Source organism: Amycolatopsis sp. CA-211722 (assembly GCF_056828465.1).
The window spans coordinates 2,848,347-2,870,190 of the sequence record NZ_CP184752.1; the positions used below are offsets into that span (position 1 = coordinate 2,848,347).

Annotated in this window: 16 protein-coding genes; 10 read left to right on the forward strand and 6 right to left on the reverse strand. The window is 69.4% G+C overall.

The window, feature by feature from the left end; genetic code table 11:
* The first annotated feature begins 64 nt into the window (after positions 1–64).
* The 10 genes from ACOCEP_RS14025 (at position 65) to ACOCEP_RS14070 (ending at position 14,605) form a co-directional block, all read left to right on the forward strand.
* A complete protein-coding gene (locus tag ACOCEP_RS14025; RefSeq protein WP_482337642.1) occupies positions 65–1,390 on the forward strand; it encodes a YveK family protein in 1,326 nt (441 codons plus the stop codon).
* Positions 1,387–3,027 carry a Wzz/FepE/Etk N-terminal domain-containing protein gene (locus ACOCEP_RS14030; RefSeq protein WP_482337644.1) on the forward strand — a complete coding sequence of 547 codons (1,641 nt, stop codon included), beginning with the start codon at positions 1,387–1,389 and terminating at the stop codon, positions 3,025–3,027. Before ACOCEP_RS14025 ends, ACOCEP_RS14030 begins: the two co-directional genes overlap by 4 nt.
* Before the next feature lie 15 nt (positions 3,028–3,042).
* Positions 3,043–4,944 (forward strand): asparagine synthase (glutamine-hydrolyzing), encoded by a 1,902-nt coding sequence (asnB, locus tag ACOCEP_RS14035; protein WP_482337646.1) that lies wholly within the window; start codon positions 3,043–3,045, stop codon positions 4,942–4,944.
* Between the two features lie 161 nt (positions 4,945–5,105).
* Positions 5,106–7,274, forward strand: coding sequence for a bi-domain-containing oxidoreductase (locus tag ACOCEP_RS14040; RefSeq protein WP_482337648.1), 2,169 nt, complete (start codon positions 5,106–5,108; stop codon positions 7,272–7,274).
* Complete coding sequence (locus ACOCEP_RS14045) at positions 7,274–9,205, forward strand: heparinase II/III family protein (RefSeq protein ID WP_482337649.1); 1,932 nt, start codon at positions 7,274–7,276, stop codon at positions 9,203–9,205. The genes ACOCEP_RS14040 and ACOCEP_RS14045 overlap by 1 nt, the downstream gene beginning before the upstream one ends.
* A complete protein-coding gene (locus tag ACOCEP_RS14050; protein ID WP_482337651.1) occupies positions 9,202–10,722 on the forward strand; it encodes a right-handed parallel beta-helix repeat-containing protein in 1,521 nt (506 codons plus the stop codon). Before ACOCEP_RS14045 ends, ACOCEP_RS14050 begins: the two co-directional genes overlap by 4 nt.
* 64 nt (positions 10,723–10,786) lie before the next feature.
* Positions 10,787–11,968, forward strand: coding sequence for an O-antigen ligase family protein (locus ACOCEP_RS14055; protein WP_482339711.1), 1,182 nt, complete (start codon positions 10,787–10,789; stop codon positions 11,966–11,968).
* Entirely contained in the window at positions 11,965–13,158 is a 1,194-nt protein-coding gene (locus ACOCEP_RS14060) for a glycosyltransferase family 4 protein (protein WP_482337652.1), read from the forward strand. Before ACOCEP_RS14055 ends, ACOCEP_RS14060 begins: the two co-directional genes overlap by 4 nt.
* Complete coding sequence (locus ACOCEP_RS14065; protein ID WP_482337653.1) at positions 13,155–13,787, forward strand: phosphatase PAP2 family protein; 633 nt, start codon at positions 13,155–13,157, stop codon at positions 13,785–13,787. Before ACOCEP_RS14060 ends, ACOCEP_RS14065 begins: the two co-directional genes overlap by 4 nt.
* Positions 13,788–13,804: 17 nt before the next feature.
* Positions 13,805–14,605, forward strand: a complete 801-nt coding sequence (locus tag ACOCEP_RS14070; RefSeq protein ID WP_482337654.1) for a class I SAM-dependent methyltransferase — start codon at positions 13,805–13,807, stop codon at positions 14,603–14,605.
* A gap of 400 nt (positions 14,606–15,005) precedes the next feature.
* Here the strand turns inward: ACOCEP_RS14070 and ACOCEP_RS14075 are convergent, their stop codons facing one another.
* The 6 genes from ACOCEP_RS14075 to ACOCEP_RS14100 are packed head-to-tail and all read right to left on the reverse strand — an operon-like array spanning position 15,006 to position 21,811.
* Complete coding sequence (locus ACOCEP_RS14075; RefSeq protein WP_482337655.1) at positions 15,006–16,475, reverse strand: right-handed parallel beta-helix repeat-containing protein; 1,470 nt, start codon at positions 16,473–16,475, stop codon at positions 15,006–15,008.
* Between the two features lie 55 nt (positions 16,476–16,530).
* Complete coding sequence (locus ACOCEP_RS14080) at positions 16,531–17,841, reverse strand: glutamate-1-semialdehyde 2,1-aminomutase (RefSeq protein ID WP_482337657.1); 1,311 nt, start codon at positions 17,839–17,841, stop codon at positions 16,531–16,533.
* 4 nt (positions 17,842–17,845) lie between these two features.
* On the reverse strand, positions 17,846–18,394 hold the full coding sequence (locus ACOCEP_RS14085; RefSeq protein WP_482337659.1) for a dTDP-4-dehydrorhamnose 3,5-epimerase family protein: 549 nt from the start codon (positions 18,392–18,394) through the stop codon (positions 17,846–17,848).
* On the reverse strand, positions 18,391–19,626 hold the full coding sequence (locus ACOCEP_RS14090; protein WP_482337661.1) for a polysaccharide pyruvyl transferase family protein: 1,236 nt from the start codon (positions 19,624–19,626) through the stop codon (positions 18,391–18,393). The genes ACOCEP_RS14085 and ACOCEP_RS14090 overlap by 4 nt, the downstream gene beginning before the upstream one ends.
* Entirely contained in the window at positions 19,623–20,564 is a 942-nt protein-coding gene (locus tag ACOCEP_RS14095) for a glycosyltransferase family 2 protein (RefSeq protein ID WP_482337662.1), read from the reverse strand. The genes ACOCEP_RS14090 and ACOCEP_RS14095 overlap by 4 nt, the downstream gene beginning before the upstream one ends.
* A complete protein-coding gene (locus ACOCEP_RS14100; RefSeq protein WP_482339712.1) occupies positions 20,561–21,811 on the reverse strand; it encodes a hypothetical protein in 1,251 nt (416 codons plus the stop codon). The genes ACOCEP_RS14095 and ACOCEP_RS14100 overlap by 4 nt, the downstream gene beginning before the upstream one ends.
* Positions 21,812–21,844 lie beyond the last annotated feature (33 nt).

Below are 21,844 nucleotides of genomic sequence, written 5' to 3' on the forward strand. Positions count from 1 at the left end.
CAACGCGGTGGCCGGTCCGACGGGATTCATGCACACCCCCACGCACCGGACGGAGATCCCGGCTTTGACTGACGACACGGTGCGCCTGTCCACGATCGGACAGGTCTTGCGCGGGAGGTGGCGGACCCTGGTGGTCCTCGCCCTCCTCGGCGCGCTGGTCGGCGCGGGATCGTCGGTGATCCTCTCTCCCGGCTACCGGACGACGTCCAATGTGCTGCTGCAGGGCCCGCGCGAGGCGGACGAGCTGCTCACCCAGGCCGAGGTCGCGACCAGCTCGGTGGTGCTCGACCGGGCCGCCGCCGTCCTCGGCCGCGGCAGTGGCGCCGACCTGCGTGACCGGGTGAGCACCACGGTCGCGCAGGGCAACGTCATCACCATCGCCGCGACCGACGACTCCGCCGAGCACGCGCAGCAGGTCGCGGATCAGGTCGCCCAGGAGTTCGTGAAGTACTCGACGCAGGTCCTCGCCAGTACCGGTGACGCCGCGGTCAAGGTGGCGCAGGAACGCCGCGAGACGCTGCGCCAGCAGGTCGCGCAGACGAACCAGCGGATCACCGAACTGACGGAGAAGGTCTCCGACGGGACGACCTCGGTGGAGACCGTCCAGCTGCGTACCGAGCTGGCCGCGCTGCGCTCGTCGATCGAGCAGGCGATGTCGACCCTCAACGCCACCGACACCACGAGCGGCGGCCTCGGCAGCATGGTGGTCATGGGCGCGGCCCAGCGGCCGACTTCGGCGGCGGCGCCGACGTTGCCGCAGCTCGCCCTCGGCGGCGCGGCGCTGTTCTTCGTGTTCGGCCTGCTCGGGCACCTGTTCGCGGCCCGTACCGACCGGCGGCTGCGGGACGAGGAGGAGATCGGCGCGGCGCTCGGCGGCCCGGTGCTGGCCACTGTAGACATTCCCGACATCGCCGACGAATCCGTTCCTGGAGCGGAGCGGAGCCTGCGGGCGAAGCTGCTCGGCGACGACAAGCCGTGGAACATCCGGCGGATCGACGTCACCCCTGAAGAGATCGACGGCGACGTCCACTACCGCCGCCTCGTTTCCCGGCTTCCGCAGCGGCGGCTGCTGGTGCTGGTGGCCGACGGCGATCACGCCGCGCGGACCGCGGCCACCAGGATCGCCGAACTCGCCGGCCGCCGGTTCACCGTGGTCACGGTCGCTCCGGGACGGCCGGTGGTGGAGGACCACACCGCCGAAGGTGTGCTCGTCGTGCTCGGTCTGGGCACGCGGACCGCGTGGGAACTGGTCGGTGTCGCCGAGGCGTGCGCCGACGCGGGGCTGGCCGTGGTGGGAGCGGCCCTGATCCGCCCCGTGCGGCCCACCCGGCCGCCGAAGCCCGAGAAGCAGGCTGGGAAAGATCGAGAAGCACTGGCAGGTACTCCGTGACGACCGCCGAAAAAGAGAAGTCCGAACCGCTCATCGATCTCCAGCGGCTCGTGGTCTCGGTCCGGCGGCGGCGTCGCCTGTGGCTGGCCACCGCGCTGGCCGGGCTGATCGCCGGCGGGCTCGTGGCGACCTTCCTGCCGTCGCCGCCCACGGCCGTGGCGAAGATCCTGGTCGTCCACGCGGACGATTCGCCCAGTGACAGCGGCACCCTGATGGAGACCGACGTCGCCGTGCTGCAGACGACGAAGATCGCCGGCGACGCGCTCAAGAAGCTGAACAGCACGCAGCCGCCCGAAGAGTTCCTCAAGGACTACGCCGGGCTCGGCGTGACGAACAACGTCCTTCAGGTGACGGTCAAAGGCAAGGACGCCGCCGACGCGGTCGCCCGCGCGCAGGCGCTGTCCGACGCCTTCATCGCCGAGTACGTCGCGCGCAACCAGGCGGGCGCGGCGGCCGAACAGAAGGCCTTGCTCGATCAGCGCAACCAGGCGCAGACCGAACTCGCCACCATCCAGAACGACATCGTCGCCGAAGAGGCGAAGCGGAACCCCAACCCGGCCCAGCTGGAGCGGCTGTATTCCCGCCGCGCCGAGCTGACGTCCAAGATCTCCGACTACGACGGCCGGGCGCAGGAGGCGGGCATCGGCACGCCGAAGGTCGGCGCGGGGACCCAGATCGTGGACGCGCCGCGGATCCTGCCGAAGTCGCTGCTGAAATCCGTGGGCACCGCCGCCGGGATCGGGCTGGTGCTCGGCTTGCTGGCCGGTCTCGTCCTGGCCGCCATCGGCAGTGTGGTGAAGGACCGGCCGGTGCTGCGCCGCGAAATCTCCCGCCATCTCGGCGCGTCGGTGATCGCCCAGCTGCCGAAACCGCCGCGCTGGTTCCGGAAACGCCGCGCGCTGGAGGAACGAAGGCGGGTCGCGACGACCCTGATCCGCACGATCCGCGAAGACGACGGGACGGTGTCGCTGCTCGACCTCGGCGCACGCGCCACGACGGCGGCCCTCGCCGTCGACATCGCGAACGAGCTCGCGGAGCGGGCCCCGGTCGCGCTCGTCGACGAACTGCCGAAGGCGGGCCTGCGAGCACTGGCCGCCGGATCCCAGGCCCGCGTCCTGGACCGCGACGAGCCCAAGGTCCGCGGTGAACGCCGCATCGGGGTCGGCTCGATCGAGCCGGGGACCGCGTGGACGGATCTCGAACACCTCGGCGCGGAAGCGATCCTCGTCGTCCGCGCCGGGCAGGCGAACACCGAATGGCTGCACACCGTCGCGCGTCAGCTGGCCGAACGCCGGATCCCGATCATCGGGGTCGTACTGGTCGACCCGGATCCGCGCGACCACACCGACGGCACCCTGTGGGACGGCCTGCACACCGCGTTGCGCGGCCGGGCCGCCGAGCCCTCGCCCGAGCCGGTGCCCGCGCGCCGTCCGTACGCGAGGCCCGCCGGGCCGCCGCCGAAGCCGGTCGAGATGTTCCCGGACGACGAGCCCACCGTGCGGCGGCTCGCGGTGGCGCCACCCGAACCGGCCCCGCGCCGCCCGCCGACGCCGTACAAGCGGACCGAAGAGAACGCCGCCGACCAGCCGACCACCCGATTCGCACCGGTCGCGCAGGACAACGCCGAAGCCTTGTAAGGGGAGCGAAAGCAGATGTGCGGTATCGCAGGGGCCTACTTCTGGCCGGACGGGGGACCGCTCACCGATCGGCTGACCAAGACGCTCGTCCACCGGGGCCCGGACGGTTCGGGCCGGTACGATCACGGTGAAGTCCACTTAGGACACCGAAGGCTGTCGATCGTCGACCTGACCGAGACCGGTGCGCAGCCGATGGTCAAGGAAGGGCTCGCGCTCACCTACAACGGCGAGCTGTACAACGCGCCCGAGCTGCGGAAGGAACTCGAAGCCACCGGTGTGCGCTTCCGGGGGACGTCCGACACCGAGGTCCTGCTGGAAGCCTGGCGCGCGTGGGGCACCGACGGCTTGCACCGGTTGCGCGGGATGTTCGCGTTCGGGGTCTTCGACGAGCGGTCCGGGGAGCTGGTGCTGGTCCGCGACCAGCTGGGGATCAAGCCGCTCTTCCTGGTGCGCCGCGGCAAGGGCGTCGCCTTCGCGTCCGAGCTGAAGGCGCTGGCCGCCGAGCTGGGCGGCTCGCTGACCGTCGACGACACCGCGCTCGTCGCGTCCCTGCTCTACTACTGGGTCCCGGACGGCCGCTGCGCGTTCAAGGAGGCCGAGAAGCTGCCGCCGGGCAGCTGGGCGCGGTTCCGGCCGAACGGCGACGTCGAACGCGGCACCTTCTGGTCGCTGCGCCAGGTCGCCGAGGAAGGCGCGGCGTACGAGGGAGACTTCGACCTCAACGCCGTCATCGAGGACTCCACGCGCAAGCACCTGATCGCCGACGTGCCGGTCGCGACGTTCCTCTCCGGCGGGCTCGACTCCAGCTACCTGACCGCGCTCGCCGCGCGCGAGCGGCCGGGGATCTCCGCGTACACCATCGGTTTCCGGGCCGAGGACGCGAAGTTCGAGGCGATGCCGGACGACCTGATGTACGCGAAGAAGGTCGCCGCGAAGTTCGGCGTCGACCTGCACGAGATCGAGATCGCGCCCCAGGTGCTGGATCTGCTGCCGAGGATGACGTACCACCTCGACGAGCCGATCGGCGACCCGGCGGCGATCAACAGCTACCTGATTTGCACCGCCGCCCGCGAGGCCGGGGTCAAGGTGATGCTCTCGGGGATGGGCGCCGACGAGCTGTTCGCCGGGTACCGCAAGCATGTCGCGAACCAGCTCGCCGTCACCTACCAGCGGGTTCCCGGTCTCGTACGGCGGCCCGTGGAGTCCCTTGTGGACAGACTGCCGGTGGCGACGTCGAAGCGCGGCTTCCGGTCGGTCCGGTTCGCCAAGCGGTTCCTCTCGTTCGCGGAGCTGCCCGAGGAGACCGCGTTCCGGCGCAGCTACACGATGTACGACCAGGCCGAGCTCGCCGGACTGCTGAACCCGGACCTCGCCGGCGCGGTGGACGACGTGCTCACCGAACACGCGGACACCTATCACGACAACACGTTGTCGGACTTCGTGAACCGCATGTGTCTCGCCGATTCCCGGCTGTTCCTGCCGGGGCTCAACCTCGCCTACACCGACCGGTCCACCATGGCGGCGTCGGTCGAGGTGCGGACGCCCTTCGTCGACGTCGAGGTCGTGAAGGCCGCGTTCCGGATCCCCGGTGACCGGAAGATCGTGAAGCGCCAAGGGAAGATGGCGCTGAAGGAAGCGGCGCTGTCGATCCTGCCCGCCGAGATCGTGCACCGGCCGAAGGGGCTGTTCAGCGCGCCGCTGCGGGCCTGGATGAGCCGCGACCTCGCGCCCCTGGTGCGCGAGGTGACGAACGAAGGTGAATTGGTGAAGGCCGGGTTCCTCCGTCGTGAGGCCTTGCGGAAGCTCGTCGACGAAGACGCGTCCGGGCAGCAGGACCGGTCCAAGCATCTCTGGCACATCTTGACCCTCGAGTACTGGTATCGCGGCGCCGTTGCGGGTCGGCAGGGTGGGTCATGAGCGGCGATTCATGGCGAAGGCGTGTCGCGAAAGCCACTTTCGGGACACCAGACGTCCCGAAAGTGGCTTTCGCGACACCGTCGCCGGCACCCGGCAACTTCGCCTGGCCCTTCGACACCCCGAAACGACCGACCCGAACCACCTGATCGCCGAGGAGCGACGTGAAACAGGTAGTGCAGAACTACAAGAGCGGGGAGCTGGCGCTCCTCGACGTCGAAGTGCCCGCGTGCAAACCGGGGGGTGTGCTGGTCCGCACCGCCTATTCGCTGATCTCCACCGGTACCGAGATGATGAAGGTGTCCGAGGCGAGTCTTTCCCTGGTGGGCAAGGCGAAGGCCCGGCCGGATCAGGTCGCGAAGGTGATGCAGAGCGTCGCGACGAACGGGCTCGGCGCCACGTACCGCAAGGCGATGAACAAACTCGACTCGTACACGCCGCTGGGGTACTCGCTGTGCGGTGTCGTCGAGGAGGTCGGCGCGGGCATCGAAGACGTCGCCGTCGGGGATTACGTGGCGTGCGCCGGGAACGAGCACGCGTTGCACGCGGAACTGAACTGGGTGCCCAAGAACCTCTACACCAAGGTGCCCGGCGGCGTCGACCCGCGGCACGCCGCGTTCGGCACGGTCGGCTCGATCGCGATGCAGGGTGTCCGCCAGGGCGAACCGCAGATCGGCGACATCGCGCTGGTCATCGGGCTCGGCCTGATCGGCCAGCTGGTCGTGCAGCTGCTGGTCGCCTCCGGGGTCCGCGTGGTCGGCGTCGACCCGGACCCGGCGCGCTGCGCGCTCGCCGAACGGCTCGGTGCCCTGAAGTGCGGAGACCCGGCGTCCGGCGTCGTCGACACCGCGGTCGCGGAGATCAGCTCAGGGCACGGCGTCGACCAGGTGTACCTCGCCGCGGGCGGCAGCACGAACGAGCCGGTGGAGCTGGCCGCGAAGCTGGCCCGCGACCGCGGCCGCGTGATCGACATCGGCAAATGCTCGCTGAACCTGCCGTGGAACGCCTACTACGAGAAGGAACTCGACGTCCGGTTCTCCCGTTCGTACGGCCCCGGCCGCTACGACCCGGAGTACGAACTCGAAGGCCGCGACTACCCGATCGGCCAGGTCCGCTGGACCGAGCGCCGCAACCTCGAATGCGTCGTCGACCTGATGGGCAGCGGCCGCCTCGACGTCGAGCCGCTGATCTCGCACGTCTCGGCCTTCTCCGACGCCGTCGAGACGTACCGGAAGCTGAACGAAGGCGAGCTCAAGGCCGTCGCGGTGCTGTTCGAGTACGAGAAGCGCGCCGCCACCACCACCGAGCCCGTCACCTCGGTCGACCTCCCGAAACCGGTGACTTCCCGCGCGGCGCCGAAGATCGACACCCTGCGGGTCGGCTTCATCGGGGCCGGCAACTACGCGTCCTCGATGCTTATCCCGCATCTCGTGGAGGAGGAGTACCTCGACCTCTTCGAAGTCGTCACCACGTCCGCGCTCTCGGGTGCGAACGCCAAACGCAAGTTCGGCTTCGCCCGCGCCTCCACCGACGTCGACGCGATGCTCGAAGACGAGTCGATCCACGCCGTGTTCATCGTGACCAGGCACAGCTCGCACGCCGAACTGACCAGGAGGGCGCTGCTCGCGGGCAAGGCGGTCTTCGTCGAGAAGCCGCTCGCGCTGTCGGAGAAGGAACTGGAGATCGTGCTCGGCGCGATCGAGGAATCCGGCAACGACCGGCTGCAGGTCGGCTTCAACCGCCGGTTCGCCCCGCTGCTGAACGAGGCGATGCGCCAGTTCGGCCCGCGGATCGGCCCGGCTTCCGTGCGGTACCTGGTCAACGCCGGTCAGCTCGACGCGAACAGCTGGTACAACCAGGCCGACAGCGAAGGTTCACGCTTCGCGGGCGAGGGCGGCCACTTCATCGACACGGTCAGCTGGCTGCTGGGCTCCGACCCGGTCTCCGTGTACGCCACCGCGACGCCGGGCCACCAGGACCTCCAGATCCTGCTGCGCTACCCGGACGGCTCGACGGCGTCGATCGCGTACACCACGAGCGGTTCGTCGGCGTTTCCCAAGGAAACGATCGACCTCACGGCCGACGGCAAGGTGCTGAAGTTCGACGACTTCGCGCGCGCGTCGGTGTTCGGCCGCAAGAAGTGGGCCAGTTCGCGCCTCCCCAAGGGCCGGGACAAGGGGCAGGCCGCCGAGCTCGAAGCGTTCATCGGCGCGCTGAACACCGGGGTCGCGATGCCGGTCTCGGTCGAGTCGCTCGTCTCGACGACGCTGGCCACGCTCGCGGTGAGCCGCAGCCTGGAAACCGGGATGCCGGTCCGGATCGGACTCGGCTGATGGATCCGTCCTGGTACCTCCGAAGACTGTCACGGATGGGGCCCGCCGAGATCGCCGGCCGGGTCACCGACGTCGTGCGCAAACGCCAGTGGCGCGGGGTCGCGGGGGAGAAGCCCGCCTGGCTGCCGGTGCGCCGCTTCGCGACAGTGCCCGGTGAAGACGTCCTCGCCGCCGTGTCGGGTGAAGCCGCCAAGGACCTCGTCGTCACCGCCGACCGGCTGATGGACGGACGCGCGGAGTACTTCGGCGTCGAGCGGGACGACCTCGTCGCCCCGGACTGGTCGTACGACCCGAAGACCGGCCGTCGTGCGCCGTCCGACGTGTACTCGTTCGACATCCCGTACCGGAGCGAGGACGCCGTCGGCGACATCAAGCAGATCTGGGAGCCGTCGCGGCACCAGCACCTCACCGTGCTGGCCGCCGCGTACGCCCTGACCGGCGAGGACCGGTACGCCGAACGTGTCGCCGCGCACCTGAAGTCGTGGTGGGCGGCCAACCCGCCGATGCGCGGGGTGCACTGGGTGAGCGGGATCGAGCTCGGCATCCGGCTGCTCTCGTGGGTGTGGGTGCGGCGGCTGCTGGACGGCTGGGCGCAGGCGCCGGCGCTGTTCGAGGACAACCCCGTGGCGCTCGGCCAGATCTGGCACCACCAGCGCTGGCTGGCGGCGTTCCCGAGCCGGGGTTCGTCGGCGAACAACCACGTGATCGCCGAGGACGCGGGTCAGCTCGCCGCGGCGTGCGCGTTCGCCTGGTTCCCGGAATCCGCCGGGTGGCGGGACAGCGCGCTCGCGTCGCTCGACAAGATGCTGCGGCACAACACCTTCGACTCCGGGATCAACCGCGAACTCGCCACCGAGTACCACGGGCTCGTCCTGGAACTGGGGCTCGCCGGGGCGCTGGAGGCGAAGGCCGCCGGTGTCACCGTGCCCGAGTCGACCTGGCTCGTGCTGCTCCGGATGACCGACGCCCTGGCGTCCATTGTGGACAGTCGACTTCGTCCGCCGAGGCAGGGTGACGCGGACGACGGCTTCGGGCTCATCGTCGATGGTGACGAGACGAGCCGCTGGGCATCGCTGCTCGACACCGGATCCGTCCTTTTCGGACGGTTGGACTGGTGGCCGGAGACGCCGGGCGGGGACGTTCGCACGCAGCTCTTTTCCGCGCTGGCCAAGGACATCCAGATCGGCGCCCGGCGTCCGGCGCGGCGGCGGGACGACTTCGCCGACGCCGGGATGACCGTCCTGCGTGACGGCGACGTCTGGTGCCGTTGCGACGGCGGGCCGCACGGCTTCCTGTCCATCGCCGCCCACGCGCACGCGGACGCGCTCTCGGTGGAGGTCCGGCACGACGGCGTCGACATCCTCGCCGACCCCGGGACCTACTGCTACCACGGCGAACCGAAGTGGCGGTCGTACTTCCGGTCCACGGCCGGGCACAACACGCTCGAACTCGCCGGCACCGACCAGTCCGTCTCCGGTGGCCCGTTCCTGTGGACGAAACACGCCGCGACCACCGTGCTCGGGGCGGGCACGCCGTCACGCTGGAGCGCGGAGCACGACGGCTACGCGCCTTCGATCCATCGGCGTTCGGTGGAGCTCGACGGCACTGAGCTGCGGATTCTCGACGAGGTCCGCGGCGGGACCCGGCCGTGCCGCCTCGCGTTCCACTTCGGCCCGGCCGTCGAGGTCGTGCTCACCGGTGCGACGGCGAAGTTGTCCTGGACGGCCGATGGCCGGGAACGGAGCGCTTCGATGGAACTCCCGTCGCAGCTCAGGTGGTCCGCGCACCGTGGCGAGACCACCCCGCCGCTCGGCTGGTACTCGGCGGGATTCGGCCGCCGCGAGCCCGCGTGGACGCTGATCGGCGCCGGGACGGCCTCGACCGAGATGACCACCGTGCTCACCTTCGAGGCAGAGGGGCCTCCGTTGTGACGGCTCGACCGCACCGCTTCCTGCCGATCCTGCTGGCCGCGGCGGCCTTGGCCGCGTGTACCTCCGGCCCCGCCGACGAGGCGGGCGCACCGCCGGACCCCGGGCGAGCGCCGTCCGGCGGCGTGGCCCAGGTGTGCGGCAAACTGCCGCCTGGTCCGGCGGCGGCACCGGCGGGAGCGGTGACGGTCGATCCGGCGGTCGCGGGTGATCTCGCGGCGAAGACCAGGGCGAACGGCCCGGGGACGACGTTCTGGCTGGCGCCCGGCACCCATGGGCTCGGTGACGACCGCTTCGACCAGGTCCAGCCGAAGGCCGGGAACGTCTACCTCGGCGCGCCGGACGCCGTGCTCGACGGCCGGAAGATCAACCAGTACGCCTTCTCCGGCAGCGCCGCCGACGTCAAGATCCAGTACCTCACGGTGCGGGGCTTCCAGGCCCCGCGTGACGAGGGTGTGGTCAACCACGACTCCGCCCCCGGCTGGATCATCGAGCACAACACGGTGCAGGACAACGAAGGCGCGGGCCTGATGGCGGGTGCGCGGCAGCAGGTGCGGGGGAACTGCCTGCGGAACAACGGGCAGTACGGGATCAACGCCTACGAGGGGAAGAACGGGATCACCGGGCTCGTCGTCGAAGGCAACGAGATCACCGGCAACAACACCGGTGACTGGGAGAAGAAGGTCGAAGGCTGCGGCTGCACCGGCGGCGTGAAGTTCTGGTCCGTCGACGGCGCCGACGTCCGCGGCAATTGGGTGCACGCCAACCGCGGCGTCGGGTTGTGGGCCGACACGAACAACAACGACTTCCTGATCGAGGGCAATGTCGTCGAGGGCAACGACAGCACCGGGATCATGTACGAGACCAGCTACAACGCCGTCATCCGCGGCAACACGCTGCGCCGCAACAACGGCGTGGACGGCAAGTCCTACATCGACCGCGGGGACAGCTTCCCGGTGGCGGCGATCTACGTCTCCGAATCCGGCGGCGAGCCGAGGGTGAAGGCGCGGACGGACAAGGTCGAGATCGCCGGGAACGTCCTCGAGAACAACTGGAACGGCATCACCCTCTGGGAGAACTCGGACCGCTTCTGCAACAGCCCCGCGAACACGTCGTCCGGCGCGTGCACGCGGCTGGTGCCGGAGCACGAGACGTGTGCCCGGCCGGCGATCGCGTCCGGCGCGCTGTTCGACGACTGCCGCTGGAAGACCCAGCGCGTCGAGATCCACCACAACCGGTTCGTCCTCGACCCGGCCATCGCGGGCTGCGAGAACACCTGCGCGCGGATGGCCGTGCTCGCGAACTTCGGCACGTACCCGGACTGGTCGCCGTACCAGGGCGAAGTCGTGCAGCAGGCGATCACCTTCGCCCAGGGCAACAAATGGCACGACAACACCTACGTCGGCCCGTGGAACTTCGTCGCCTTCGAACCGAGCCGGAACCTGAGCATCGGAGAATGGCAGGGCGGCCCGTACCACCAGGACGCCGGATCGACCTACAGCCGTCAAGGGGGAGGCTGACATGCGGCCGAAAACCCGTTTCCCGCATCTGCCCCGGGGAGAACGCCCCTCGCAGTCGCCGGACATGCCGAAGGCGGTCGCCTTCGTGTGGGCGCTGCTGATCCTGAACACGCTGGGTTCCACCGGCGCCACGACGGTCATCCCGATCCCGCGTTCGGTGATCCAGCTGGTCACCATGGGCTCGCTCGTGCTGGCGTTCTGCATCGCGCTGGCGCTGAACGCGCGGCTCCGGATCCGGCCGAGCGCGTACCTGCTGCTGCTCAGCATCCTGGTGGTGCTCAGCCTGCTGGCGAGCTTGAACCTCGAAGTCGGGTACGGCGCGTTGTTCCGCTGCTTCCGGTTCGGTTTGTTCGTCAGCACGCTGTGGCTGCTGACCCGGTGGTGGGACGGTGGGATCCGGCTCGTGCGGCACCACATCCGGACCTACTCGGTGGTGCTGCTGACGGTCGTCGTCGGGCTGGCCGCGTCACCGGGGATCGCACTGGCGGAGGAGTACGGCGGACGGCTGACCGGCACCATCTGGCCGCTGACGCCGCCGCAGGTCGGGCAGTATTCGGCGGTGGTCATCGGGCTCACTCTGCTGCTGTGGCTCGGCGGTGAGCTGGACCGGCTGAACGCGCTGATCGTCATCGTCCCGTCGATCGGCATTCTCCTGTTGACCCACACTCGCACCGCCACGCTCGGCCTGGTCGCCGGTGTGCTGATCGCGCTGCTTTCGCTCTGGATGTCCAGCGCGCGGGCCAGAAAGGTGTTCGCCGGGGTCGCGCTGATCGGCGCGGTGTCCGCCGTCGTCCTCGGTTCGCTGCTGCAGGCGTGGTTCCTGCGCGGCCAGAGCTCGGAGAACTTCTCCAGTCTCACCGGCCGCGCGAAGGTGTGGGACGCGCTGCTGTCCGACCCGCGCACCCTCGGCGAGTACGTGTTCGGCGTCGGGTTGACGAACAAGTCGTACATCGGCCTGCCCATCGACAACAGCTGGCTCGCCGTCTACCACGAACAGGGGTATGTCGGGATCGCGATCGTCGCGGCCTTCATGCTGGTTCTCATCGTGGTCGCCGCGCTGCGGCCGCCGTCGCTGGCCAGAGCGTGCGCGATCTTCTTGATCACCTACTGCGTTTCGGCGTCCTACACCGAGGCCGGCCTCGGTGACGCTTCGCCGTACCTGCTGCACCTGGCGCTGGCGGCGTCGCTGCTGGTGCGGGTGCCTGTCAGCGAGAAGAATTTCGTCCCGGCCAAGGAGCCTGTGTGAAGGTCCTCGTGGTCCACAACCGCTACCGGTCCGAGCAGCCGAGCGGGGAGAACAACGTCGTCGACCAGGAGGTCGCGCTCCTCGCGGCCGCCGGGCACGACGTCGGCCTGTTCGAACGGCGCAGTGACGACATCTCCGCGATGTCGTTGCCGCGCAAGGCCGTCGTCCCGCTCCAGGTGCCGTGGAACCGGGCGGCGCGCGCCGATCTCGCCCGTCGGCTGGCCGAAGACCGGCCCGACGTCGTCCACGTGCACAACACGTTCCCGCTGCTGTCGCCGTCGGTGCTGGCGGCGTGCGCGGACGCGCGCGTGCCCGTCGTCGCGACCGTGCACAACTACACCCTGATCTGCCCGCCCGGCACGCTGTACCGCGACGGGCACGTGTGCACGGACTGCGTCGGCCGGACACCGGCGCCCGCGGTGCGGCACGGCTGTTATCGCGGGTCGGCGCTCGCGACCGTGCCGATGGCGGCGAGCCTGCTGCTCAACCGGCGTCGCTGGTGGTCCGGGGTCTCCCGGTTCTTCTGCATCTCGAAGGCGCAGCGCGAGGTGCTGGTCGCCGCCGGGATGCCCGCCGGACGGCTGGCGGTGAAGTACAACTTCGTCGCCGATCCCGGCATCCGGCGCTCCGGGACCGGCGAGCACGTGCTGTTCCTCGGGCGGATCACCGCGGAGAAGGGGATCGGCCTGCTCATGGCGGCCTGGGACCGGATCGCCGCGACCGGCGGACTCGGGATGCCGCTGGTGATCGCGGGTACCGGCCCGATGCAGGACGAGGTCGCCCGCTGGGCGGACGGCCGCGACGACGTCCGCTACGAAGGGCTGCGGAGCAAGGCGGAATGCGCCGAGCTGGTCACCCGCGCGGCGGTGGCCGTGGCGCCGTCGGAATGGCTGGAGACGTTCGGGCTCGTGGTCGTCGAGGCGATGGCCGCCGGGGTCCCGACCGTCGCGGCCGCGCACGGCGCGTTCCGCGAACTGGTCGAGGACGGCGTGACCGGGCTGCTGCACGCACCCGGCGACGCCGAATCGCTGGCGCGGCGGCTGCGGGAGGTCGTCGGCGATCCCGGCCGGAACCTCGAATTCGGCAAGGCGGCGCGGCTGGTCTACGAACAGGAATTCACCCCGGAAGTGGGGTTGGAGCGGCTGATCGGCGGCTACCGGGACGCGATCGGGCGGGTGGCCGCGGAGTGAAGCCCGCTCTGCCGCCGGTGCTCCGCCCGGCCGCGTTCGTCCTGGCCGTGCTCGGTGGGCTCGGCGCGCTGGTGCTGGGCCTGGTCTACGCCGGGACGTCCGGCCCGACCGGTGTCGACGCGACGCTGGTGGACGCGCTCGCCTGGTCCGGCGACCCGTGGTGGACGATCGCGACGGTGATCGACTTCGTGGGCGAACCGGTCGGTGCGATCGTCACCATGGTCGTGTTCCTCGGCTGGTGCCGGCTTTCGCGGCGGCCGCGGACCGCCGTCACCGGAGTGGTGGCCGCGTTGGTCACCGTCGGGCTGACGAGCGGGCTGAAACCACTCACCGGCCGGTACATCCACGGTGAATTCCTGTCGTATCCCAGCGGGCACACGGGTTTCGCCACCGCGTTGACCTTCACCGCCGCGCTGGGCGTGCTCGGTGGGCTTCGGCGCTTCCCGGCGTCGGTGTTCCTGGTCGTCGCGGTTTTCGTCGCCGGGGCCGCGATGGGCTGGGCCCAGGTAACGATGGGCGCGCACTACCCGACTGACACGCTGGGCGGCCTCGGTGTGGCGCTCGCGGTGGTTCCGGCGGCCGCGCTGCTCACCGACAAAGGGGCGACCCGGTCCTCGAACACCGCATAGCGAAAGGAACGGTTCCCATGCCCCTCATCGATACCGCCAAGAAGATCGCCGCACGAGCGGAAGACCTCGGCCAGCGCGCGCTGGCGACGGTCGGCGCCAAGCAATCCGAATCCGCCATCTCGGCCGACGCGCAGGGCTATTGGAACTCGCCCGGCGAGAAGAGATGGAAGGACAATTCGCACTGGCGCGAGTCCGACACCTTCGACGGCAACGATCTCTGGTCGGAAATCGGCAAGCGGCACCTCGACATGTTCGAAGGCGGCGCCCGCCTGGCCGGCTTCGACCGGCCGTGGAACCGCGTCGTCGAATGGGGCTGCGGCGGCGGCGCGAACGCCATCCATTTCGCCCCGCGCGCCCAGGAATTCATCGGCGTCGACATCTCCGCCGAGACCCTCGCCGAATGCGAGAAGCAGGTCGCGAACGTCTGCGACACCTCCTTCCAGGCCGTCGACATCGACGTCGCGAATCCGGAAGCCGCGCTCTCACTGGTGAAGGAACCCTGCGACGTCTACGTGAGTTTCTACGTTTTCGAGCTGATCCCGACGCCGGAATACGGCGAACGCCTGCTCCGCATCGCGCGGGAACTGCTCGTCCCCGGCGGGCTCGCGCTGATCCAGGTCAAGTACGACCCCGGCACGTGGCGGACCAGGCCGCGCCGCCGTTCGTACCGCTCGGGGCTGGCGGCGATGACGACCTACCGCGTCGACGCCTTCTGGCAGCTGGCGGAGCGGTGCGGCTTCACGCCCCAGGCGATCCAGCTGGTGCCGAAGAACGAACTGGACGAACGGTACGCCTACTTCTTCCTGACCAAGCCCTGACTTCCGCGATCAGCCGACTGACTGCGCCGCTTTGGTGCCGCTTCGGTGCCGCTTCGGTGCCGGGCCCGGCGTCGCGAAAGCCACTTTCGCGACGTCTGGTGTCCCGAAAGTGGCTTTCGCGACACCGCCTAAGGTTCGCGTTTAGTCGACTACTTGCGTGACCGAAAACGCAACTCGCGTGATCGAGGACGCAACTCGCGTGATCAGACGCGTAACTCGCGTGATCAGACGCGTAACTCACGTGTCGTCCATCGGATCACGTGAGTTACGGCTTCAAGCACGTGAGTTACGGCTTCAAGCACGTGAGTTACGGCTTCAAGCACGTAAGTTACGGCTTCAATCACGCGAGTTACGGCTTCAATCACGCGAGTGCGGTGCCTGAGCACGCGAGTCGGGCGAGTCACCGGGCCGGGCAGCCGCCGGCGCCATCGAACGTGCTGCAAGGGTCCTGCCCGTAGGGAGCCGCCCGCCAGGCGGCGACGTCCAGCGAACGCGACGCGTCGTGCGCCACGAACGACCAATGCCCGACGTAGGTGTTCGAGAACCACTCGTTGTCCTGATGGAACGTCACCGCCTCCGACACGACGTTCCCCCGGTACGGCGACCAAGACGGATAGGTGCCGTAGTTCGACAGCACCGCCATGCGCCCGCACAGCCCCGCGCAGTCGGGCGCGCTGCGGAAGACGTTGTCGTGCACGTTGACCCGCTGGGTCTTCCATCGGCAGTCGTCGTACGCCGGTGGAACCGCGATCGATTCCGGCGCGCAGTCCGACGCCGAGGCGACGACCCGGGTGCAGGTCCCGGTCGAGGTGTTCGAGGGGCTGTTGCAGAACCGGTCGGCGTTCTCCCACAGCGTCAGGCCGCCCCAGTTGTCCACGAACTCGTTCTCCGCGATCTCGATCATGTCGGTCCGCGCCCAGATCCGCGGCTCGCCGCCGGATTCGCTCAGATACACCGCGGAGATCGGGAAGTTGTTCCCCCGCGCGGCGAAATCGCGCCCCAGTTTCAGGGCGTTGCGACGGAACATGTTGCTGCGGATGATCAGGTTGTAGCTGATCTCGTAGAACAGCCCCTCGGCGTCGTTGTCCTCGATCAGGTTGTCTTCGACGATGAAGTCGTTGTTGTTCGTGTCCGCCCAGAGCCCGACGCCGTGGTTGTGGTGCACCCAGTTCCCCCGGATGTCCGCCCCGTCCACGGCCCAGAACTTCGCCCCGCCACTGCACCCGCAGCCGGGCTGTTTCTTCTCCCAATCCTCGGTGTTGTTCCCGGCGATCTCGTTGCCCTCCACCACCAGCCCGGTGATGCCACCGCCCGCGCGGTAGGCGTTGATCGCGTACTGCCCGTTGTTCCGCAGGCAGTTCCCGAGCACCTCTTGCCGCGGCCCGGCCATCATCGCGGCGCCGCGGTTGTCCTCGATGACGTTGCCCTCGATCACCCAGTGCTCGCCGGAATCGTGGTTCACCACGCCCTGGTCCTGCGGCGCCGCGAAACCGCGGATCGTCAGCCCGCGGATCACGACGTCCTTGGCGTGCTGGGTGAACGCCGTCCGGTTGATGCCGCGGCCGTCCAGCACCGCGCCGGGCGCCCCGAGGTAGACGTTGCCGTCCTTCGGGATCACCTGGCTGTACACGTCGTCGGCGAGCGTATGCCTTCCGCCCCCGAGCCAGAACGTCGTGCCCGGCGGGTGTTCCGACGTCTTGGCTGACAGCGAAACACCGGGCTCGACGACGACGGCGTGCTCCGGTTTCGGGAAACTCGCCGGTCCGGACGCGCAGACGGCCGGCGCCTCGGCCGCCGATGCCACGGCGGTGAAGGAGCCGGCCGTCAGGACCACCGACAGCGCGAACGCCGTCGTTCTCGCCCAATTCATACGATTCAAGGTAAATCACCGCGCGGTGCAGAGGAGGGACACGAACGAGTGGTCCTCAGACGTACTTGCGGAAAACAGGTTTCACCGGACGGCCGCCCGTCCATTGCGTCGGATCCTGGAACTCGAGGGCCTTCCGGTAGGTGGTGCAGGCCCGCGAGACGACGTCGATCGTCTTGTCGATGTCGGCTTCGGTCAGCCCGGCACTGACCACGAACGACGGCCCGATCACCCCGCCGGTGATCAGTTCCCGCAGGAACAGCGTCCGATATGGCTGCGACGGCTCACCCTTTTCGTCGAGCGTCGCGAAGACCAGGTTGCTCGCCCTGCCGCGCACGAGCACGTGGTCGCCGACCCCGGCGCTCGCGGCGACGTCGCGGACCCCGGCCGCGAGCCGGTCGCCCAGCGCGTGCAGCCGCGCGGTGATCCCTTCTTCGGCGTAGGTGTCGAAGACGGCGATCGCCGCGGCGAGGCAATGCGTCTCGGCGCCGTGCGTGGTCGAAAGCAGGAAGACCCGCTCTCGATGATCGCGCAGCCCGCCGAGTTCCATGTACTCCCGTTTGCCCGCCAGCGCCGAGACCGCGAACCCGTTCCCCAGCGCCTTGCCGAACGCCGAAAGATCCGGCGTGACGCCGTACAGCCCCTGCGCGCCGGCCTCCGACCAGCGGAACCCGGTGATCATCTCGTCGAACACCAGCAGGGTGCCGTACCGGTCGCACAGGTCCCGCAATCCGGCGAGATACCGAGGTGGCGGCTCGGTCTGGGTCGCGGCTTCCAGGACGAGGCAGGCGACTTCGCGCGACCGCAGCAGTTCTTCCGCGGCCGCGAGATCGCCGTAGGGGAAGGAGACCGTCAAGTCCGTCGTCTCGCCCGGAATCCCGGCGGACATCGGCGTGGTCCCGATGAACCAGTCGTCGGTGGAGAAGAACGCGTGATCGCGGCAGATCGCCACGAGTGTCCGTCCGGTCGCCGCCCGCGCCAGCCGGATGGCGGCCGTGGTGGCGTCCGAGCCGTTCTTCGCGAACTTCACCATCTCCGCGGTCGGCACGGCGGCGAGGAACCGCTCCGCGGCTTCGGCCTCGATGATGGACGGCCGGACGAAGTTGGCGCCCTTCTCGATCTCGGTCCGGACAGCCTCCAGGACCCGCGGGTGCGCGTGCCCGAGGCTGACCGCGCGAAGCCCGGAGCCGTATTCGATGTATTCGTTGCCGTCGACGTCCCACACGTGGCCGGCGAGGCCGCGCGCGATGACGGGTGAGTGGTCGTCGGGGTATTGGTCCTGGCCCTTGGCATAGGTGTGCGCGCCACCGGGGATCGCCCGGTGCAGTCGTTCGTTCGCCTGGTCGGAGCGCGGCAAGGGGCGGTTCACGGGATCACCTCGTGGTCGTCAGTGCGGCGGCTAGAGGAGGAGCGTGGGCGTCACGTTCGGACACCGCGCTGACCGGGAGCGGCCACGGGATGGCCAGTTCCGGATCGGCGTAGGAGATCGCGATGTCCTCGGCCGGGTCGTGCGGCCGGTCGATGCGGTAGGAGATGTCGGCGGGGTCGGTGAGCGCCTGGAACCCGTGCGCGCACCCCGCCGGGATGTACAGGGAGACCTGGGTCTCCCCGGACAGTTCGAACCCTTTCACCGTCCGGTAGGTGGGGGAGTCCGGCCGCAGGTCCACGATGACGTCGAAGATGGCCCCTGCCGAGCACCGGACCAGCTTGGCCTCGCCGCGCCCGCCGCGCAGATGCATCCCGCGCACGACTCCCTTGCGCGACCGCGAAAGGCTGTCCTGCGCGAAGCCGCCGGGGTCGATCCCGACCGACGCGACGATCTCGCTGTCGAAGGTGCGGCTGAAGAATCCGCGCTCGTCGGCGAACGGCGTCGGCGTGAAGAGGTACGCACCTTCGATTTCGGGAACCGCTTCGACCTTCATCGGATCTCCTCGGACGTGCGGAACAGCGTCTTGTCGAGAACGTCGTACTGCTTCTCCAGCAGTTTCCCCTTGGCGGCACTGCGGTCGCGCAGACGCTGCCAGAACTCCTCGGGTTTCGCCTCGAGTTCGGCGAGCTGCCGGACGAGCAGGTCGACGTCGACGTCGCGCGCGGACTGGCAGTACTCCGCCAGCCCCATGTTCGCCATGATGCTGTCCATCTTCTGCGAATAGCTGATCGAGATCGTCGGCTTCGCGAGCTTCAGCGAGCACAGGACGTTGTGATAGCGCGTCCCGACGACGGCCCCGAGCGCGGCGATCTCGGTGATCAGGTCGCCGAGCGTGGGCAGTTTCGCCGCAGTCACCTGGTTCGGGTCGAGGCCGGGCCGGTGTTCGCGCAGATCGGCGAAGATCTCCTCGACGACGGGGTCGTCGATCTCGTCGCCGGTGAGCAGCCGGACTTCACGCCCGTCGTCGACCAGCCTGCGCACGAACCGCTTCATGGCGTCCACATAGGACGAACGGATCTCCTCGCCGCGGCGCCGGTCGTCGTTGCCCCCGTGGAACTCCATGACGCCGACCCCGACGACGTCCGACGGCCGCCCGGCGGGGATCGGCAGGGCGAACGCCAGATCCGGGTAGAGGTCGTCCTTCGTGGTGTCGAGCCCCATCTCGGCCCAGGCGTCGCGGGACAGCTCGTCGCGGAAGGAGCGGTAGTGCGCGGAGCGGGCGGCGATCCGGTAGAGCCGTCGTGTGGTCCGCTGCCGGATGACGTTCGACCCGACGTTGAGCAGCGCGACCCGGGTCCCCCACAGCCTGCCCGACACCCCCAGTAGTGCCATCGCGTACGGGAAACCCCAGGGCCGCAAGGGAAGCGTGGTTTCGAGGACGCCGGCGCCCGGCACGATCACCACGTCGCACCGCCGGGTCCAGGAAAGGATCTTGAGTGTGTCGGCGACCTTGCCGACGCCCTTCAGCAGGGCCGCGAGCATCCCCGTCGTGTCGCGGTTGCGCGAGTAGTACCAGAGCAACGACTCCGCTTTGACGCCGTAGCGCGCCTCGACCTGCTCCGGTCCGGAGCAGAGGCAGCTGAGTTCCGCCTCCGGATGTCGCTGTCGCACGTACGCGAGTACGACTTCCAGTGATCCGTCATTGCCGATGTTCCCTGCCCCCAGGAGCCCGAAGAAGCCGACCCGGGGATGTCTTCGTTTTCTCGCTCCGGGGCGAGAGGTCACGACGTCCTCCTCTGCCGTCCAGGGACCACGGCGTCGATGTTCATTCCGTCGATTGCGGGTTCGGCGTCCTCGGCGCGGTCCTCGTTCCGGCCGCGGGACCGGTCGGCCAGCCAGGACGCGAGGTGCCGGTAGCACTCGCGCCGGTCGGCCGAGGAGAGCGGCGCCCGGCGGATACCGCCGACGAAGCCGCCGATGTACTCGCCGATCAGCCGCGGCATCGGGTTCCGCACCGGGTCGGCGCGCCGCGGGTCGAGATTCGAGCAGCGCTTCCGGATGCTCGGATTCGCCCGTTCGGCGCGGCCGGGGTGGTCGCGGCGGAAGTACTGCACCTCGGGGACCTGGTGGAACGGGCCGTGGAGGCTCAGTTCGGCGACGTAGGTGCGGTCGGCGTGGTGGTAGCTGTCGAGCGGTTTGACCCGGCGGAGCACGTTCGTGCGCATCACGCCGTAGAAGTCGTCGCCGCCGGTTTCGAACAGCAGGCTGCGGAACCGCGTCGGCGCGTGCGGCGAGTCCGTGGCCAGCGGATAGTCGAGCTTGTGGGTCACCGTTCCGTGGTCGTCGATGATGGCCTGCCAGCTGTGGGCGACGATCATGTCCGGCCGCTCGTCGAGCGCCTCGATACACAGTTTCAGCAGGTCACGGCCATAGAGGTCGTCATGTGACGCCCATTTGAACAGCTCGCCGCGGGCTTCGTCGAGGACGCGGTTGTGGTTCGGGGACGCGCCGACGTTCTTCGGCAGCCGCAGATACCGGATCCGGGCGTCGCGGCGCTCGTAGTCCCGGCAGATCTCTTCGGTGCCGTCCGTCGAAGCGTTGTCCGAAATGATCAGCTCGAAGTCCTCGTGGCTCTGGCCCAGCAGGGCGTCGAGCGATTCGGACAGGTACTCCTCGCCGTTGTAGACGGGCAGACCGATGCTGAGCCGCGGAATCCGGGTCATACCATTCCCACCTCTTCGTCATTGGTGCGTAGCGCGGGCGGCCGGTACTCGCGATACGCGACACGGAGCTGGTACCACCACATCGCGGCGCCCAGCCAGACCGAGAGCATCGAGCCCCACGCGGCACCTTCGGCGCCGTCGATGTAGGCGCCGATGATCCCGAAGACCACGTAGCCCACCGAGGCGACCAGCTGGGCACGGAGGCTGCGTTTGGCGTTGCCGAGGGCACGCAAGCCGGCGGCCGCGCCCGCGGTGAAGCCCGCGGCGGTGACCGACAGGGTGACCGGCAGGATCAGCGGCTCGGCCGCGTCCCAGACCGACCCCATGATCCAGCGGCCGACGTCGTGCGGCACCAGGATCAGCAAACCGAGGCCCCACAACAGAGCCGCCCCCGCCTGACCTCCGCCGAGCACCACGCAGAAATTCTTCAGCCGGTGCGGGGCGCGTTGCAGGACGCGGGCGCCTTCGGCCACCGTCGTGAGCGAAAGCCCCATCAGCAGGGCGAGGAACGGCCCGAGCAGCTGCTCGGCACCGCGGACCGCGCCGACCGCCGTGATCCCCGCGATCGCCCCGAGCCCATACGCGCGCAGCTGCGACGAGCCGGCGTTGCTGACGTTTTCGATCAGGTAGCGCACGCTGAGGTCGCGCTGCTCCTTCACCCAGCCCGTCATCGCGGAAAGCCTCGGCACGATGCCGGTCTGGAACAGCCCGTAGATCGCCGCGACCGCGCCGGCCAGCCCCCACGCCAGGACGAAGGCGACCACGGTGCCGAAATGCGCGGCGATGGCCAGCGCCGGGATCAGCGCCACACCCCACACCGTGTCGTTGACGAACGCCTTCTTGCCGTCGCCCTTGGCGAACAGCGCGAACCGCCACGCGTCCTGCAGCATCAGCCCGGGCAGCACGACGCCGAGCGCGATGAACACCCCGCCCAGCGGCTGCACCGCGAGGAAGCCGACGATCACGCTGATCAGGCCGGTCGCCAGGCCGACACCGATCGCCGTTCCCGCCGCTCTCGCCACCGCACGGCGCCAGGCGTCCTCCGAGACCGCGGAGAAACGCACCATCATCGGGTCGGTGGCCAGGCCGCGCGACAGGTTGAGCACCACGCCGTAGGTCACCCACGCGAGACTGAACATGCCGAAGGCGAAAGTCCCGAGCGAGCGCGCGACGAACAGCCCGACCGCGAAGTTGGTCAGGCTCGAAACGGCCTGGTCGCCGAGGCCCCAGCTGAGCCTGCCCGCCATGGCGCGTACGGCCCCGGAGGCCAAGGTCGCCCG